Raw genomic sequence first — 17,570 nt, 5'->3', positions numbered from 1 at the left:
TCGCGGCCTACCCGGCAAGGCGATCCGTGGCCTACAGCCAGTCCCGCCACGGCAGGTCCGGATCGCCCAGCGCGACGAAATCGCCGTTGAGCAGGGATTCGCGCCGGTTGTAGCGGAACGGCTTGCCGGTGTCGGCCGACAGCAGGGCGCCACCGGCCGCGTGCAGCACGCACTGTGCCGCCGCGGTGTCCCACTCGGAGGTCGGGCCGAAGCGCGGGTAGATGTCCAGTTCGCCTTCGGCGATCCGGCAGAACTTCAGCGACGAACCCAGTGCCACTTCCTCGATCGCGCCCATCCTGTCGAGCACGGCCTGGGTGTGGGCATCGCGGTGCGAACGGCTCGCAGCCACCCGCAACGGCGGCGTGGCCGGCGCCCGCGCGCGCAGCACCGTGTCCCGGTGGCCGTCGCGGCGATACGCCTGCTCGCCACGGACCGCATGCCAGACCTGGCCGCCGACCGGGGCCTGGACCACGCCCATCGCCGGCGCACCCTGGTGGATCAGCGCGATGTTGACGGTAAACTCGCCGTTGCGCTTGACGAACTCGCGGGTGCCGTCGAGCGGATCCACCAGCCAGTAGGTGGACCAGCTCCGGCGCGTTTCCCAGGGCACGTCCGCCGACTCTTCGGAGAGCACCGGCAGGTCCGGGGTAAGCCGCTCGAGTCCCTCGACGATGATCCGGTGCGCGGCCAGGTCGGCGGCGGTCAGCGGACTGGCGTCGTCCTTGTGCGTCACCTCGAAGCCGGCGGCGTAGACCTCCATGATCGCGGCACCGGCCTGGCGCGCGATGGCGATGACCGTTTCCCGCAGGTCGGCGGTGATCCGGATCATTGCGAGGCCAGCCAGGCCCGGGCGATGAAAAGCGCGGCCAGCGAGCGGCCCTCGGAGAAATCTTCCTGCAGCATCAGTTTTTCCAGTTCCTGGATCTTCCAGGGAATGACTTCGAGCTCCTCCGGTTCGTCACCGGGCAGCCTCTCGGGATACAGGTCGCGCGCCACCACCAGCCATGAAACGTGGCTCATGTAGGTGGGCGCCAGGGTCATGCCACGCAGCACGTCGATGCGGCGCGCGCCATAGCCGGCTTCTTCCTTGAGCTCGCGGTCAGCCGCCTGTTCCGGTGACTCGCCCGCATCGATCCGGCCCTTGACCAGGCCCAGCTCGTAGCGGTGCACGCCGGCCGCGTACTCGCGCACCAGCAGTACCGTCTCGTCGTCCAGCATCGGCACGACCACCACCGCGCCATGGCCACGGCTGACCATGCGTTCGAAACGGCGGCGTTCGCCATTGGCGAATTCCAGGTCCAGCTGTTCCAGACGATACGGGCCGGCATCCTGGGCAACCGTGCCGTGGATGAGCGGCAGCCGACGGCTCACCGCGGTTCCCCGCGGCGCGACCGGGGTGCGGCCGATATCATGGCGGGATGCGCGGACGTACTCATGAACCCCGAATGCTAGCAGACCCGGCACTGGCACAGTCCGCCGCGCAATGGCGCGATCGCGATCTTGCCGTGCTGTGGCACCCCTGCACGCAGATGCGCGAGCATCCGGCCATCCTGCCCCTGGTCCCGATCGAGCGCGGCGACGGCGCCTGGCTGGTCGGTCGCGACGGGCGCCGCTACCTCGACGGCATCAGCAGCTGGTGGACCAACCTGCATGGCCACGCCGAGCCACGCATCGCCGAAGCCATCGCGCGGCAGGCGCGCAGCCTCGAACAGGTGATCCTCGCCGGCTTTTCCCATGCGCCGGCGGTGGAGCTGGCCGAGCGCCTGCTCGCCATCGCGCCGCGCCAGTCCGGGCGCGCGCCGCTGGCCAAGGTGTTCTACGCCGACAACGGCTCGGCCGGGGTCGAGGTCGCCTTGAAGATGGCGTTCCACTGGTTCCGAAACCGCGGCGAGCCTGGGCGCACCAAGTTCGTTGCATTGGAAAACGGCTACCACGGCGAAACCCTGGGTGCGCTGGCCGTGGGCGACATCCCGCTGTACCGGCGTATCTATGCGCCCCTGCTGGCCGAAGCACTCTTCGCCCCCTCGCCCGACGCGTACCTGGCAGCGCCCGGGGAGGGCGCGGAGCAATGCGCGATGCGGGCGGCGGATGCACTGGCCGGGTTGTTCGACCGCCATCCCGGCGAAGTCTGCGCGGTGATCCTGGAGCCGCGACTGCAGTGCGCCGGCGGCATGCGCATGCACGACCCGGTCTACCTGCGCCGCGTGCGCGAACTGTGCGACGCCAACGGCGCGTTCCTGATCGCTGACGAGATCGCCACCGGATTCGGTCGCACCGGCACGATGTTCGCCTGCGAACAGGCGGGCATCGCACCGGACCTGCTGTGCCTGTCCAAGGGACTGACCGGCGGCTTCCTGCCGCTGGCCGCGGTGCTGGCCACGCAGATGATCTACGACGGCTTCCTGGACGATTCGCGCGAGCGCGCGTTCCTGCATTCGCACAGCTATACCGGCAATCCGCTGGCCTGCGCCGCCGCGTTGGCTTCGCTCGATATCTTCGAAGGCGACAATGTGCTGGCGCGCAACCGGGGCACGGCCGCGCGGATGTCGCAGCTGGCCGCCTCCCTGGCCTCGCACCGGCACGTGGCCGACGTGCGCCAGGCCGGCATGGTCGTGGCGTTCGAACTGGCCCGGGAGGGCCATCGCGACACGCCATTCCCGCCTGCGGCGCGCGTGGGCCTGCATGCTTACCGCGCCGCGCTGGAACGGGGCGTGCTGCTGCGCCCGCTCGGCGACATCCTCTACTGGATGCCGCCCTATTGCGTCGACGAGGCCCTGCTGCAGCTGCTGGCCGAGGTCACCCACGCCGCCATCGAGGAGGCCACCGCATGCGCCTGACCCGCTGCCATGTCGACCTGCCACTGCAGCCGGAGCGCGAGTTCGTCCTGCCCGAGCACGCCGCCGGCCACCTGTCGCGGGTGCTGCGCCTGCGCGAGGGCGATGCCTGCGTGCTCTTCAATGGCGATGGGTGCGATTACTCGGCGCGGCTGGTGGCCGTCGGCAAGCGTGAAGTGAAGGCGCAAGTGCTGTCATCCACGCAGGTGGACAATGAATCGCCATTGCGGATCGGGCTGCTCCAGGGCATTGCCCGCGGCGAGAAGATGGACCTGATCCTGCAGAAGGCGACCGAACTGGGCGTAATCGCCATCGTGCCGGTATCGGGCGACCGCACCGAGGTGCGCCTCGACGCCGAGCGCGCCGGCAAGCGCGTGGCCCACTGGCGCAGCGTGGTGGTGTCGGCCTGCGAGCAGTCCGGACGCGCGCGCATCCCGGCACTGGCGGCACCCGCCGCACTGGACGTGGCAGCGCGTGCCCTTGAAGGCGACGGCCTGCGCCTGATCCTGGATCCGCATGCACGCGATCGCATGGAGGACCTCGAGGCACCTGCCAGCGCGACGGCATGGATCGCGATCGGTCCGGAAGGCGGCTGGTCGCCGCGCGATCGCGACATCCTCCAGGCATCCGGGTTCACCGGCCTGCGACTGGGGCCGAGGGTGTTGCGCACCGAGACCGCGGGACTGGCCGCCATCGCCGCCCTTCAGGCGCGATTCGGCGACCTGTAGCGGAAGCGGAGGGCTCGGGCGAGGCGTGCGAGAGTGGCCGCGAAGGACCCTCGCGGCGATCCGACCGGCAGGCGCCCTTCAGCGGGTCGCGCGTGATCGCGCGAACTGGACGATCCGTCCGATGCCATAGAGCACGATCCCACCGAGGAAACCGGCCCTGGTGCCCCAGGCCAGCAGGAAGGCCGCCTTCCCCGAAACCGGCCAGGCCAGGTACGTCCAGCCCGCGCAGAACAACCCGATCCCCAGAAGGACCATCCCGGTCGTGAGGTAAGGGTTGGCGGGTCCGAAATGGATTCGCGGCATTGGATGCTCCTGCCAGCGGGGCGACATGGCCGGTTGACGGCGCGATCGCCCCGCACCGGCACGAATCAGACCGCGGCCAAGGCCTCGCCGATCATGCGCTCCACGTCTTCCAGGTCAGGCAGCAACGCGCTCTGGTCACCGAGCAGCACGCGCATCTGCACGCCGCGCGGCAGGTCTTCTTCGGAAGCGTCCGCCAGCAGGCTGTCGCGCGGTACCGACACCAGCTGCGGAAACGATGCGGTGAGCAGGGCGAAGTACGGCAGGGTTTCGTCCTTGCCCAGGCCCTTGAGCACGATCACGCGGTTGTTGCGCATCGCCGGTTCCGGACCCAGCCCCGCCAGGCGCGAAAACGCCACCAGCGGGACGTTCCACCCGTGCCACACGATCTGGCCCGGCAGCCATTCCGGCGCGCCGTCCACCGGCTCGATCGCCACGCGCGCGAGTACTTCGGCCACCGTGGCGTTGGGCAGCAGGAGCCGCTCTTCGCCCACCTGGATCATGACTCCGCGGATTTCGTCGCTGTTGTAGGCCATCTGTCCTTCGTCCTCGAACGGTCGCCGCCGGCTCAGGGCCAGCGAGCGCCCAGCTGTTCGGCAAGCTGCGCCGGCGTGCCCAGTTCGGCACCACCCGCCGCCATCAGTTTCACCGCGGTCGCGTCGTAGCAGCCTTCCAGCGCCTGGCCGGCGACGTGGCCGCCACGGGTGGCCAGGGCCAACACCGCGTCGACCCGCGACGGCTCCGCGCCGCTGAGCACGATGACCGCGCTCTCCGCCGGCGGCAGGGCAGCCACCGGTTCACCACCGCCGTCGATGAAGACCATGCCGTCTTCCTTCGCCTCGACGCCGACGCGCTCGGGCAGCACGTAGACCGTGCCCGCGGCGATCGCATCGCCCGGCATCGCCATGGCGACCGGCAGCGCGGAGACACGCGCCAGCTGCTTGACCAGGTTGTCGTAGCGCCCGCCGTCGAGCTTGAGCTGGACCAGCAGTGGGCGGGAGAACCCGGACGGCAATGCTGTCATCAGCTTGCGGACCGCATCCGGGCCACCTATGCCAGCGATCACCAGCACCGCGCCCCTGACCACGGCATCCGCGCTTTCTTCCGCGATCGCAACGAGTTCGAGGCGGGAAAAGTCGGGCAGTGGCTTCGATTCCGGCGCCGTGCGTCCCGCCGCCGCATGGGCCCCATGGGTCAATTCCCAGTCGTGCCCCGTAGACGTGGATGTCGCAAGCTCCGGCAACGGTTCGCCCGGTCGATCCTGCGGCAGTTCGGCGGCTAGCGCGACGGCTTCGACCAGGTGCGTTTCGAAGGGCGCTTCGGCATGCAGTTGCTGCGGCGTGGCCGGATGGCCAGGCTGCAGGTCGATCAGCATGTCCTGTTCGCAACCGGGCGGAAGCACGTCGGCATGCCCGTGCAGCTTGGCCGCCAGATGGCGGATCCAGCGCTGCGCCTCCCAGCCGTCTCGACGCGCGGCCAGGTCGGCCTCGTCGAAAATCACCAGCAGGCCCGGTGCCTCGAGCGCGGGCTCGAGCGCGACCAGCGCGTCCTCGACCGCCGGCTCCAGAGCGACCAGCGCGGCCTGCGGCGCGGCCGCGGCCAGCGTGGCGGCATCGATCGCCGCCGGGTCTTCTTCCAGCACCACCAGGGCGCCCGCCGCGTCGAGCGCCTCGCGCAGGCGATCGCGCGCCGCGCCGGCGCGGGCCAGCAGCGCCACTGGCTTGCGTCCGTCAGCCGCGTGCACGTGCGATCCCCAGCAGGTCGTAGACATTGCGCATCAGGTCGAGCTCCTGGTACGGCTTGCCCAGGTAACGCTGGACGCCGATCTCGAACGCGCGCTGGCGATGCTTCTCGCCGGTACGCGAAGTGATCATCACGATCGGCACGCCGCGGAAGCGTCCGTCCGCGCGCATCGCCGTTGCCAGTTCGTAGCCGTCCATGCGTGGCATCTCGATATCCAGCAGCATCAGGTCGGGCACGCGCTCCTCGAGGCGCTCCAGCGCCTCGATGCCGTCGCGGGCCACCACCACCTCGAAGTTGTGGCGTTCGAGCACGCGCCCGGTGACCTTGCGCATGGTCAGCGAGTCGTCGACCACCATCACCAGCGGCACGTGGCGCGCCTGCGGCGGCTCGACCGCGACCGTACGCTCGGGCTGTGCAAGGTGGCGACGGACCAGCGGCGCGACGTCCAGGATCACCACCACGCGGCCATCGCCGGTGATGGTGGCGCCGTAGATGCCGGGCACCGAGGAGATCTGCAGGCCGACCGGCTTGACCACGATTTCGCGGTTGCCGACCACCTGGTCGATCGCCACCGCCGCGCGCAGGTCGCCGGCGCGGACCAGCAGCAATGGGACCTGCGTCTGGCCCTCGGCCTTCGCTGCACCCTGCCCGACCAGCAGGCCGAGATCATGCAGCGCGTATTCCTCGCCTGCGTAGCGATAGATGCCGCCACCGGCCTCGAAACGCTCGCGCGAGATCCGGCCGATGCCGCTGACCGAAGCCACCGGCACCGCGTACGTCGTCTCGCCGATCTGCACGAACACGGCCTGGGTGACCGCCAGGGTCTGCGGCAGGCGCAGGGTGAACGTCACGCCCTTGCCGGCGACCGAGTCGATCTCGACCGTGCCGCCAAGCTGGCGCACTTCGTTGCGGACCACGTCCATGCCCACGCCGCGGCCGGCCAGCTGGCTGACCTTCTCGGAGGTGCTGAAGCCGGACTCGAAGATCACCGAATCCAGCTCGGCATCGCTCAGCTCGGCGTCGGGCTTGAGCAGGCCGCGCTGTTCGGCACGACGGCGGATCGCGGCGCGATCCAGGCCACGGCCATCGTCGGCCACCTGGAGCACGATTTCCGAGCCTTCGCGGCGCAGCGCGATGGTGATCGTGCCTTCCTCGTCCTTGTCCGTGTTGCGGCGGTCCTTCGGCGATTCCAGGCCATGGGCCACCGAATTGCGCAGCATGTGCTCCAGCGGCGCGACCATGCGGTCGAGGACATTGCGGTCCAGTTCGCCGTGGGTGCCGTCCAGGCGCAGCTGCACCTGCTTGCGGGTGTCGTGCGCGGCCTGGCGAACCACGCGGCGCAGGCGCGGGACGATGCTGTCGAACGGCACCATGCGCGCGCTCATCAGCCCGTCCTGCAGCTCCGAGCTCACGCGCGACTGCTGCTGCAGCAGGACGTCGTACTGGCGCGCCAGGTCGTCGAGCACGCCCTGCAGGCCGGTCAAGTCGGCAGCCGACTCGGCCAGGCCGCGGCTGAGCTGCTGCAGCGTGGAGAAGCGGTCGAGCTCAAGCGGATCGAAGGTCGCGTCCGTGCTGTCCTGTTCGCGCTGGTAGCGCGCGACGATCTGCGCTTCGGTCTCCAGGTCCAGACGGCGAAGCTGGTCGCGAAGACGCGCATTGGTACGGTCCAGCTCGGACATGGCGCTGCGGAACGCGCCCAGCTGCTGTTCCAGCCGCGAGCGGTAGATCGCCACTTCGCCGGCGTGGTTGACCAGGTTGTCGAGCAGGTCGGCGCGTACGCGCACCTGTTCCTGTGGAGCGCGCGGTACGCCCTCCTCGGTCGCTGCGGCCTGGGCCTCGTCCTCGACCGGTGCCGACAGGGGAACCTGGACCTGTGCGAGCGAGGGTTCCGGCGCCGGCACGACGGCATGGAGGGAAGGCGTCTCCTGCCGCACCGGCTCGGACGGCGGCGTCGCCAGCGCGGCGACATAGCTGGCCTCGGCCGATTCGCCGGCCGCGGTCGGCGCCTCGCCGCGGATGCGGGCCTCGAACTCGTCGATCAGCGCCTGCGGCATCTCGGTGACGCGATGCGCGCGGGTGTGCTGCAACAGGCGATGCAGGGTGTCGAAACCCCGCTCGAGCAGGTGGATGTCGCTGCGCTGCAGTTCGGTGCGCTGCTCTGCCACCGCTTCGAGCAGGGACTCGATCACATGGCCCAGGTCGCCGATCGGGGCGATGCCGGCCATGCGCGCGCCGCCCTTGAGCGTATGCAGGTCGCGCTGCAGGCCGATGATCGGTTCGCGCGCCGTGGCGTCCTCGCGCAACTCCTGGATCAGGCCGTCGATATGGTCGAGCAGATCGATGCCTTCCTCGACGAAGATGTCGACCAGGTCGCGATCCAGTTCGGTGAAGTCGAGCATCGGACCATCGGGCACCACCACCTCCTCGGAACCGGACTCCGGCAGGAGCGCTCCCAGGGCCGGCAACACGGCCGCTCCACGCGCAATCGACGGGATGTTGTCCACAACGCTGGCTTGCGTGACGGCTTCGGCTTCGACGGCTTCGGCTTCGACGGCTTCGGCCCCGACGGCTTCGGCTTCGATGGCTTCGGCTTCGATGGCTTCGGCTTCCATGGCTTCGGCTTCGATGGCTTCGGCCTCGATGGCTTCGGCCTCGATGGCTTCGGCTTCGACGGCTTCGGCTTCGACGGCCTCGGCTTCGACGGCCTCGGCTTCGATGGCCTCGGCTTCGATGGCCTCGGCTTCGATGGCCTCGGCTTCGATGGCCTCGGCTTCGATGGCCTCGGCTTCGATGGCCTCGGCTTCGATGGCCTCGGCTTCGATGGCCTCGGCTTCGATGGCCTCGGCTTCGACGGCCTCGGCTTCGATGGCCTCGGCTGCAACGGCCTCGGCTTCCTCGCTCATCGGCGCGGAAGGCGCTGTATCGGCGTTCGGCTGGGCACCGGCATCCGCAGCGAGGAAGGCGCCAGTGGCAACCAGGCCTGCTGCAGCGGTTTCGATGTCGCGCCCATGTCCGGCCTCGGCCGTGTCGGCCGGTGCGGTATCCAGGTAAGGCGCCAGGTCTTCGACGGCCGTCAGCTCCACGCCGTCGCGCACCAGCTTCTCGACCTCGCCCTCCGGAGCCTGCGGCCAGCGCGCTTCGGGCAGGGCCTCGGCCAGCGCACGCAGGCGTCCGGCCAGCGCGGTGAAAGGAGGGATCCGCGGGGACTGCGCCTGCAAGGCGCGGACGCATGTGCGGATCGCTTCGGCCATCTCCGCCAGCGCTTCCACCGCCTCCGCACCCGGCACTTCCGACGCGGCGAGCGAGCGCTTGACGAGCGTCTCGGCCGGGTCGGTGACCGCAGTGATCTCCGGCACGTCGGTCATCGCAAACGCGCCATTCATGGTGTGGATGGCGCGAAGCAGCGCTTCGGTCGCCGGCTCCGGCGCCCGTCGCGCCGCTGCGAGCCAACCGTCCACGGTTTCCAGGTGCTGGGCGACCTCGGCTTCGAGGATCTCGCGCAGCACGCTGTCCACCGATGCCGGCGTACCCTCGATGTCCACCGTCGGCTCGTCCACGACCGCGCTGTCCGCGACGGGCTCGACCACGGCGGGCTCCACGGCCGCGACCGGGGCCACCGCACGGGCAGCCGGGGTGTAGAACGCATCCTCGCCCGCCGCAATACGATCGGCGACCGCTTCGATCGCATACAGGTCGGCACTGACGCCTCCCTGCCCGCGCAACGCAGCGTCGAACTGCGGCAACACTTCGCAGACCTGCGAAACCATCGCCAGCACCGCCGGACTTGGCGCACGCGTGCCGTCGAGCACGCGATTGAGCATGCCCTCGACCTTCCAGCTGAACTCACCCAGCGCACGCGCGCCGACAAGGCGACCGCTGCCCTTCAACGTGTGGAACACGCGACGGATGGGGCGGACCCGCTCCATGTCCTCCGGCGCCTGCTGCCAGTGCGGCACCATCCGGGCCAGGTTGGCGCGCTCCTCGTCGAACTCTTCGAGGAAGACTTCCCGGATGTCGGCATCGATGTCGTGGTTCTCGTCGAACCCGCCGATCGAGACGGGTACGCCGGCGGCCGCGACCACGGCCGGCACCGCCGCCGCGTGAACGGAGTGCGTTCCCTCCATGCCTGCCGCCGCAGCGGAAATCTCGGCGATCAGCGACGTCGACTCGTCGTCGAGCTCGATGCGGCTGATCCTGCTTTCGAATACCTGGGCCGGGCGCGTGTCTGCCTCGACCCTCATGTTCAGATCGAACCACTGGCCGTTTTCGCCTGCCCGCGTGCTGCGCAGCGCGTCTTCCGCTTCCTGCGTCCCGGCGACCGCTTCCACTGCAACCAGGGCATCGGCCTCATCGATCCCGGCGGCGACCTCGGCATCCGTGGCGACCGCATCGGCGGTGGCTGGCACCTCGTCGCTCTCTGCGGCGACCGGATCGAAGCTGACCCATTGGGTCGCCACGACGGCGGCCGCGGGTGCCTGGACCGCAGCCGGCTCGATCACCGGCAATTCGATTTCCAGCGCCGGGATCTCCAGCGCCTCCGGCTCCAGTACCGGGACGCCGATGGCGTCCGCCTGGTCCGTCGGCTCCTGCTCGGCGGCGACCGGATCCCATTGCGCGGCGGCGGCAGGCGTTCCGAGGGCGACAGCGGTCACTGCCGGCATCGGCTGTACGGCGACCTGCGCGGCGGGCTCGTCTTCGGCCTCTTCACCCGGCAGCGGCCAGTAATGCAGGCTTTCCAGGCTGCTGCGAGCGATCTCGAGGATCTCGTCGCGGTTCGGACGGCGATCGCGCAGGGCCTCCAGGTAGTACTCGAGGCTGGCCATCGCATCGGCCAGGGTGTCGAGCTGGCGGCCGCTCGGCACGCGCCGGCGCTGCAGCAGCTCGGTACCGATGTAGCGGCGCACCCCTTCCAGGTAGTCGGCCGGCTGCGGCAGGTCGAGGATGCGCAACGCACCCGATACTTCCGACAACAGCTGCGGCACGCCCTCGAGCCTGGCGTGGTCCCAGTTGGTCTCGATGAAGGCCACGAAGTGTTCGCGCGCGGCGGCGAAGTTGGCGATGGCCTCGTGCGCCAGCACCTCGACCGTGCGCCGTGCTTCCGCGGCGGCGGCATCCTCGCCGGCGTCGTCGCCCGGCGCGCCCAGGCGTGCGACCTGGTCGTCCAGCGAAGCGTCCACGTAGAGCAGCGCGCCGGCGATATCCAGCAAGGCGCTCTCACTGGCAGCCTGTTCGCCACGGGTGATCGCTTCCAGCGCATCGCGCTGCTGCAGGACCACGTCGCGCGCGACGCCCAGCCCCAGCATCCCCAGGGTATCGGCTACGTTTGCAAGTTCGGCCGCCTGCGGCTGCAGCGCGGCGGCATCGCCACCCGTGCGCAGGTGCAGGTCGAGGGCGTCCTTGACCCGCAGCAGTTCTTCCTTGACCACGCCGCCGACGGTGTTGAGCAGGTCGCGGTTGCGGCCGGCGAGGCTTCCACGGGCGTGGTCGAGCTCGGCCTCGCTCGGGGTGTGCGCATCGAGGTCGAAGGCACCGCGCAGGGCTTCCAGCGCCGGGTGCGGCGCGCGCGCCTGGGCGACGAGGTAGAGCAGCTGCCGGGTCGGTTCCTGGCTGGCCACGCCCTGGGCGACGGCCGGGGTGGATTCGTCCTCGTGCGCCTGGCGCACGGCGCGGCCGATGCCGGCAAAGGCACCGCGCAGCGCATCGGTCGGTGCGAGCGCGCCATCGCGCAGCGCGTCAGCAGCCGACGACGATACCCAGAGCATGCGCCGCGTGGTGTCGTGGCGCGCATTCTCCAGCAGGTCGGCGGCGGCCGCGGCAAGCCCGGCCGGATCCGCGGGGGCCGCATGCTCAGGCCAGGCGGCCAGCGCCTGCTCGAAGCGGACCTGTGCGGAGGCGACCTTGTCCTGGCGCTGCGTCCACGGCAGCGGCGACGCTTCCGGCACGTCATCGGGCAGCGGGCGGCTCAGGTCGGGCGCGAACAGCACGCTCTCGCTCAGGCCGGCGGCACCGCGCGCGGCGCGGATGTCGTTCAGCAGCGGCAGCAGCACGATCGGAATATCGCGATGACCGTTCTGCAGGCGCTCAAGGTAGTCGGGCAGCAGCACCGTGCCACGCATCAGCGTGGCGCAAGCCTCGTCCCGGTCGCTGGCGGCGCCCTGCTGCAGCGCCTGGGCGAGCAGCTCCATCTCCTCGGCGACCATCGCCGGGGCATACAGCTCGACCATGCGCAGGGTGCCCTGCACCTGGTGCAGGTAACCGGCGCAGAAGCGCATCCGGCTGCCGTCGGCCGGGTCCTCGACGAAGGCCTCGATCTCGTTGCGCGCCTGGCGCAGCGTCTCGTCCAGCTCCGGCTTGACCCAGCCCAGCACCGCATGGCTCATCGCATCGCGGAGGGCGCTCATCGGCGGCCTCCGGCGGGACGGGACCGGCCGGCGATGCCGGGCACGGGCGGGCGCTTGTTGCTAACCATCGTCATCGACTCATTCCCCCGTCGCGCGCTCAGGCCGGCAACTTGAAGTCGGCCACCGAGCGGCGCAGGTCCGCCGCAAGTTGCGCCAGGTGTCCGATCGAGTCGGCCGTCTGTCCCGCGCCACGCGAGGTCTGCCCGGAAATCTGCTGGACCACGCCCATCGTCTTGGTGATGTCGGCCGCCGCGCCCGCCTGCTGCTGTGCGGCCACCGAGATGTTCTTGATGAGGTCGTTCAACGCGTTGGACACGCGCTCGATCTCGGTCAGTGCGGTACCGGCGTCCTCGGCCAGGCGCGCGCCGGACACCACTTCGGCGGTGGTCTGCTCCATCGAGCTGACCGCCTCGTTGGTGTCGGCCTGAATCGCCTGGACCAGGCCTTCGATTCGCCGGGTCGCGCCGGAGGTGCGTTCGGCCAGTCGCTGCACTTCGTCGGCCACGACCGCGAAGCCGCGGCCCGTTTCACCGGCTGCCGCGGCCTGCACGGCCGCGTTGAGCGCCAGGATGTTGGTCTGCTCGGAAATGTCGTTGATCAGTTCCACGATCGAACCGATTTCCTGCGACGACTCGCCCAGGCGCTTGATGCGCTTGGAGGTCTCCTGGATCTGGTCGCGGATCTGGTCCATGCCCTGGATCGTCTCGCGCACCACGCCGGCGCCCTCGGCGGCGATGACCACCGACCGCTGCGCCACTTCCGCCGATTCGGTGGAGTTGCGCGACACCTGCTCGATGCTGGCGGCCATGTCGTGGATGCGCGTGGAGGCGGCGGTGATCTGCTCGGCCTGGTGGTTGGAGGCCTCGGCCAGCTGCAGCGCGGTGGCCTGCGTCTCCTGCGAGGAGGCGGCGACCTGCACCGAGGTGGTGGTGATCGTGGTCACCAGGTTGCGCAGTTCGTCGACCGCGTAGTTGATGGCGTCTGCGATCGCGCCGGTCATGTCCTCAGTCACCGAGGCCTTCACCGTCAGGTCGCCTTCACCCAGCGAGCTGATTTCGTCCAGCAGCCGCATGATCGCCTGCTGGTTGCGGCTGTTGAACTCGACCTGCGCCTGGTAGCGGACTTCCTGGTCCCGGGAGCGGCTGCGCACCGAGCTCCAGACGAAACCGATCAGCGAAATCAGCGCCACCACGCCGGAGACGATGCCGAGCCAGAAATTCGGGAACAGGCGCGTGTCGCGCACCGAGCCGAACGCGGAGAACGCGTCGAACAGCTTCTTGGCGGCCTCGAGCATCTTGTCCGAGCCGGCGGCGAGGCTGGCCGAGGCGGCCTGCGCGGAGAACAGGTTCTTGGAGCTGCCCAGGATCGCGTCCAGGTCCTTGCGCATTTCGTCCCACTGCGACTGCGACTGCTGCAGCGCCGACAGCGCGGCAGCGTTGCGGACCGGCGCGATGCCCAGCTCCTCGTTGCCCTTGATCAGGTTGTCGAATGCCTGGCCGAACACCACCGCATCGCGCGCCAGCGCGTCGCCGGCCGCGGCCGCACCCGGACCACCGGCGCGGATTTCGGTCACGCGCCGGGCCATGGTGCCGGCCACGACGACCTGCTGCAGCGCACTGAACACCTGCGAGGCGGGCGCGCCGCCGGCGGTCATCGCGCGCACCGCTTCGTTGAGCTGCGCCTGCAGCTGAGGCACGCGACCGGCGAAGCGCTCGGCGTTGCCAGCCAGCGCCAGCACGGCCGGTTCACTGGCCACGATCTGCTCGGCACTGGTGCCCAGGGGCGTCCATACCGCGACCATCTGGTCCAGCGCACCGGATACACCCGGTTCCTGGCCGAAGCGGCCCTGCAGGTCGCTCACGGTCGTGTCGACCTGCGCCTTGGTCTGGCGGAAGGCCTTGAACGCTTCCGCATTACCTGACACCGCGTCGCGGCCCTGGTTGGCCAGCTGCTGCGACAGCACCTGCAGGTCAGCCGCACCGGTACCGGCACCGGCAAGCTTGTTGCCCTGCCACCACGCCGCACCGGTGTTCAATGCGAACAGGATGACCGAGAGCGTAAGCAGGACAAGCCAGAAGCCGGTGCTGACGCCACCCAGGCGGCTGGTCTTGGGAGTGTCAGGTGCAGTGCTCATGCGTGGTGAACCTCAGGATTGGTGCGGGCCGGCGCGATCAGACGGCGGCTTGGCGGAATTCGGGGGTGCGGGCCAGGCGCGACAGGGAGAACACGCTCCAGTCGGCGTCGTCGCTGTGGAACGCCCGGTCGACGAAGTGGGCGTAGCGGCCCTGCGCGAGCGGCGCCGGATCGATCGCCTGTTCTTCGCCGAAGCTGCGCTGGCCGTAGAGTTCGTCGATGGTCAGGGCCACGTCGCCGCCCTGCTGGCGCATCACCAGCACACGCTGGCCTTCGTGCAGCACCGTGCGCTCGCCCTCCAGGAACAGCTTGAGGTCGACCACCGGGAACAGGTTGCCGCGCAGGTTGCCGATGCCCAGCAGCCAGGGCTGCGCACCCGGCACCGGGGTCACCGGTGGCATCGACAGGATCTCGACCACCTCGCCGAACTGGGAGACCAGCCGGTGGTCGCCAACCCGGTAGCCGACGCCGCGCCAGGTTTCCGGGCCCAGCTCGCGCGCCGGCAACTGGACTGCATGCACCAGGCTGCGCTGCTCGTAGTCGGCGAGGATGTCGAAGGGGGTACGCATCAGGTGGTCACCAGCTGGTTGATCCGCTCGAGCAGGTCTTCCTCGCGCGGCGGCTTGACCACGTAGTCGACCGCGCCCTGGCGCATGCCCCAGGCACGGTCGGTTTCCATGCTCTTGGTGCTGACGATCAGCACCGGGATCTTGCTCGTGGCCGCGTCGCGGGTCAGCGCGCGCGTGGCCTGGAAGCCGCTCATGCCAGGCAGCACGACGTCCATCAGCACCAGGTCCGGCAGCTGCTTGCGCGCGATGTCGATGCCGTCCTCGGCATTGGTGGCGAGGATGACCTGGTGGCCACCGCGCTGCAGCCACTGGGTGAAGACCGCGCGATCAGTCGGCGAGTCTTCGATCAGCAGAATTCGAGCCATGTTGTTGCCTGCCCCCCGGTCAGGCGTTGACGTATGTGCGGATGGCGCCCAGCAGTTCTTCGCGTGTGAATGGCTTGGTCAGGTATTGCTCGGAACCGACGATGCGGCCCCGCGCCTTGTCGAACAGGCCGTCCTTGGACGAGAGCATGATCACGGGCGTGGACTTGAATTTCTGGTTGCCCTTGATCAGCGCGCAGGTCTGATAGCCGTCCAGTCGCGGCATCATGATGTCGACGAAGATGATCTGCGGCTGCTGGTCGGCGATCTTGGCCAGGGCCTCGAAGCCGTCGCTGGCAGTGACCACCTCGCACCCTTCGCGCTTGAGCAAGGTCTCGGCGGTACGGCGGATGGTCTTGGAGTCATCGATAACCATGACCCGCAAGCCGCCCAATGCCCCGGTAGGGGCCGTGTTGTCTGTCATTACCCTAATTCCCCATGCGCGCGGCGCTTCTTGCGGCGCCACTGCGAAGATGTCTATATCCCAGTACGGCCAAGGACTGTCAAGCCCGCTGTTGGGGCGCCGCGTGGCTGAACGGGGAGATGCGAACACCGTCTCATTCCGTGGCTGCCATCTCGTTCCCCGCGCCCCGGCGCTGGCGGCCGGATCGGCTAACATCGACGGCCCGCCTCCTGCCCAGTCGTCCCTACATGCCCGCGCCTTTGGACGTCATCGTGGTGATGGACCCGATCGGGTCGATCAAGATCGCCAAGGACACGACCTTCGCCATGCTGCTGGAGGCGCAACGGCGTGGCCATCGCCTGCACTACGTCCGCCCCGGCGGCCTGTCGATCCGCGAGGCCCGCGCCTGGGCCCGGGTCGCGCCGCTGGCGGTACGGGACGACAAGGCCGGCTGGTTCGAGCTGGGCGACTGGACGGACCTGACCTTCGGCCCCGGGCAACTGGTGCTGATGCGCAAGGACCCGCCCTTCGACGGCGAATACCTGTACGACACCCACATCCTGGACCTGGCGCGCCTGGCCGGCGCGCAGGTGGTCAACGATCCGCAGGGCCTGCGCGACTTCAACGAGAAGCTGGCGACGATGCTGTTCCCGCAGTGCTGCCCACCGACCCGGATCAGCCGCGACCCGGCCGAACTGAAGGCCTTCGCCGCCGAGCAGGGCCGCGTGGTGCTCAAGCCGCTGGACGGCATGGGCGGGCGCTCGATCTTCCTCAGCCAGGCCGGCGATCCCAACCTCAACGTGATCCTGGAGACGCTGACCGAGGGCGGCAGGAAGCTGGCCCTGGCGCAGCGCTACCTGCCGGAGATCTCCGCAGGCGACAAGCGCATCCTGCTCGTCGACGGCGAACCGGTCGACTACTGCCTGGCGCGGATCCCGCAGGGCGACGAATTCCGCGGCAACCTGGCCGCCGGTGGCCGCGGCGAAGGCCGCCCGCTGAGCGAGCGCGACCGCTGGATCGCCGCCCAGGTCGGACCGGAAATGCGCCGCCGCGGCATGCGCTTCGTCGGCCTGGACGTGATCGGCGACTTCCTCACCGAGGTCAACGTCACCAGCCCGACCTGCGTGCGCGAACTGGACGCCCAGTTCGGGCTGAACATCGCCGGGATGCTGTTCGACGCGATCGAGGCCGACGGCGCGGCATGAGCGCCACCGCGGTCGCGCCGCCGTCCCCGCCACCCATTGGCGCCCGCCAGCGCCTCAACGCCACCGTGGTGCTGTCGCTGCTGGTCCACGGGATCCTGATCCTGGGCCTGGGCTTCGCCTTCAAGGACGAGGCGCCGCTGGTGCCGACCCTGGACGTGATCTTCAGCCAGACCCAGACCCCGCTGAGCCCCGAACAGGCCGACTTCCTGGCCCAGGCCAACAACCGCGGCGGCGGCGAGCACGACAAGGCGCAACGCCCGCGCGACCTCCAGGCCGGCGCGATTCCGCTGGCCGAACCGGGTGACGAACCCCTCCCGCAACGGCAGAGCGCGGCAGTGGAAGCGCCTCCGCCCGAGGCGCGGGTGGTCGCCAGCCGCCGGGGCGAGGATGTGGTGGCGCAGGCGCAGCCACGCGAGCCCTTGCAGTCGCCGCTGCCGCCAGTCAGCGAGGCGCGCGCCGCGCGCGATGCGGAGATGGCGCGACTGGCGGCGGAGGTCTACCTGCGCTCCGAGCTGTACGCCAAGCGGCCAACCCGCAAGTTCGTCTCGGCCAGCACCCGCGAGTACGCCTACGCCACCTACCTGCGCGCCTGGGTCGACCGCGCCGAGCGGATCGGCAACCTCAACTATCCCGACGAGGCGCGCCGCCGCCGGCTCGGCGGCCAGGTCGTCGTCAGCGTGGGGGTGCGCCGCGACGGTACCGTCGAGAGCACGCGGATCCTGCGCTCCAGCGGCACGCCACTGCTGGACGAAGGCGTGCTGCGGATGGTCGGCCTGGCCGAACCGTTCCCGCCGCTGCCGGAAACCCCGGACAAGGTCGACGTCCTGCATGTCACCCGGACCTGGGTGTTCGTGCCGGCCGGGAACGTGCGGACCGAGTAGCTCCCGCGCCC

At 69.8% G+C, this 17,570-nt stretch carries 14 protein-coding genes; 4 read left to right on the top strand and 10 right to left on the bottom strand.

Translation table 11 applies throughout. From position 1 onward, the window contains the following. Window positions 1-31: 31 nt before the first annotated feature. Window positions 32-829 carry a 3'(2'),5'-bisphosphate nucleotidase CysQ gene (cysQ, locus tag MNQ95_RS10520; RefSeq protein ID WP_241952838.1) on the bottom strand — a complete coding sequence of 266 codons (798 nt, stop codon included), beginning with the start codon at window positions 827-829 and terminating at the stop codon, window positions 32-34. Then, window positions 826-1,371, bottom strand: a complete 546-nt coding sequence (gene nudE / locus MNQ95_RS10515; protein ID WP_241952837.1) for an ADP compounds hydrolase NudE — start codon at window positions 1,369-1,371, stop codon at window positions 826-828. Before nudE ends, cysQ begins: the two co-directional genes overlap by 4 nt. Before the next feature lie 47 nt (window positions 1,372-1,418). On the opposite strand from nudE, the gene bioA reads away from it, so the two are divergent. Next, complete coding sequence (gene bioA, locus MNQ95_RS10510) at window positions 1,419-2,837, top strand: adenosylmethionine--8-amino-7-oxononanoate transaminase (RefSeq protein ID WP_425605662.1); 1,419 nt, start codon at window positions 1,419-1,421, stop codon at window positions 2,835-2,837. Next, the gene (locus MNQ95_RS10505; RefSeq protein ID WP_162408285.1) at window positions 2,828-3,562 is read left to right on the top strand and encodes a 16S rRNA (uracil(1498)-N(3))-methyltransferase; all 735 of its coding nucleotides are present in this window, start codon (window positions 2,828-2,830) and stop codon (window positions 3,560-3,562) included. The genes bioA and MNQ95_RS10505 overlap by 10 nt, the downstream gene beginning before the upstream one ends. A gap of 78 nt (window positions 3,563-3,640) precedes the next feature. Here MNQ95_RS10505 and MNQ95_RS10500 read toward each other — a convergent pair whose 3' ends face one another. The 8 genes from MNQ95_RS10500 to pilG form a co-directional block, all read right to left on the bottom strand. Continuing rightward, window positions 3,641-3,865: a hypothetical protein gene (locus MNQ95_RS10500; protein WP_241952835.1), complete on the bottom strand. Its 225-nt coding sequence runs from the start codon at window positions 3,863-3,865 to the stop codon at window positions 3,641-3,643. A 65-nt stretch (window positions 3,866-3,930) separates the two neighbouring features. Further along, on the bottom strand, window positions 3,931-4,398 hold the full coding sequence (locus MNQ95_RS10495) for a chemotaxis protein CheW (protein WP_162408287.1): 468 nt from the start codon (window positions 4,396-4,398) through the stop codon (window positions 3,931-3,933). 32 nt (window positions 4,399-4,430) lie between these two features. Next, window positions 4,431-5,633: a chemotaxis protein CheB gene (locus MNQ95_RS10490; RefSeq protein WP_241952834.1), complete on the bottom strand. Its 1,203-nt coding sequence runs from the start codon at window positions 5,631-5,633 to the stop codon at window positions 4,431-4,433. Continuing rightward, on the bottom strand, window positions 5,593-12,006 hold the full coding sequence (locus tag MNQ95_RS10485; protein WP_241952833.1) for an Hpt domain-containing protein: 6,414 nt from the start codon (window positions 12,004-12,006) through the stop codon (window positions 5,593-5,595). The genes MNQ95_RS10490 and MNQ95_RS10485 overlap by 41 nt, the downstream gene beginning before the upstream one ends. Window positions 12,007-12,103: 97 nt before the next feature. Next, the gene (locus MNQ95_RS10480; RefSeq protein ID WP_162408290.1) at window positions 12,104-14,140 is read right to left on the bottom strand and encodes a methyl-accepting chemotaxis protein; all 2,037 of its coding nucleotides are present in this window, start codon (window positions 14,138-14,140) and stop codon (window positions 12,104-12,106) included. 37 nt (window positions 14,141-14,177) lie between these two features. Further along, window positions 14,178-14,708 (bottom strand): chemotaxis protein CheW, encoded by a 531-nt coding sequence (locus MNQ95_RS10475; protein ID WP_162408291.1) that lies wholly within the window; start codon window positions 14,706-14,708, stop codon window positions 14,178-14,180. After that, complete coding sequence (locus MNQ95_RS10470) at window positions 14,708-15,073, bottom strand: response regulator (protein ID WP_052632651.1); 366 nt, start codon at window positions 15,071-15,073, stop codon at window positions 14,708-14,710. The genes MNQ95_RS10475 and MNQ95_RS10470 overlap by 1 nt, the downstream gene beginning before the upstream one ends. A 19-nt stretch (window positions 15,074-15,092) precedes the next feature. Next, window positions 15,093-15,494: a twitching motility response regulator PilG gene (gene pilG / locus MNQ95_RS10465; RefSeq protein ID WP_162408292.1), complete on the bottom strand. Its 402-nt coding sequence runs from the start codon at window positions 15,492-15,494 to the stop codon at window positions 15,093-15,095. 227 nt (window positions 15,495-15,721) lie between these two features. Here pilG and gshB point away from each other — a divergent pair, with 227 nt between their 5' ends. Continuing rightward, entirely contained in the window at window positions 15,722-16,678 is a 957-nt protein-coding gene (gene gshB / locus MNQ95_RS10460) for a glutathione synthase (protein ID WP_162408293.1), read from the top strand. Beyond that, complete coding sequence (locus tag MNQ95_RS10455) at window positions 16,675-17,559, top strand: TonB family protein (RefSeq protein ID WP_162408294.1); 885 nt, start codon at window positions 16,675-16,677, stop codon at window positions 17,557-17,559. The genes gshB and MNQ95_RS10455 overlap by 4 nt, the downstream gene beginning before the upstream one ends. The last annotated feature ends 11 nt before the right edge of the window (window positions 17,560-17,570 follow it).

It is taken from the genome of Pseudoxanthomonas daejeonensis (assembly GCF_022637495.1).
GTDB lineage: Bacteria > Pseudomonadota > Gammaproteobacteria > Xanthomonadales > Xanthomonadaceae > Pseudoxanthomonas > Pseudoxanthomonas daejeonensis.
This window is presented reverse-complemented; position numbering and strand designations above follow the sequence as displayed.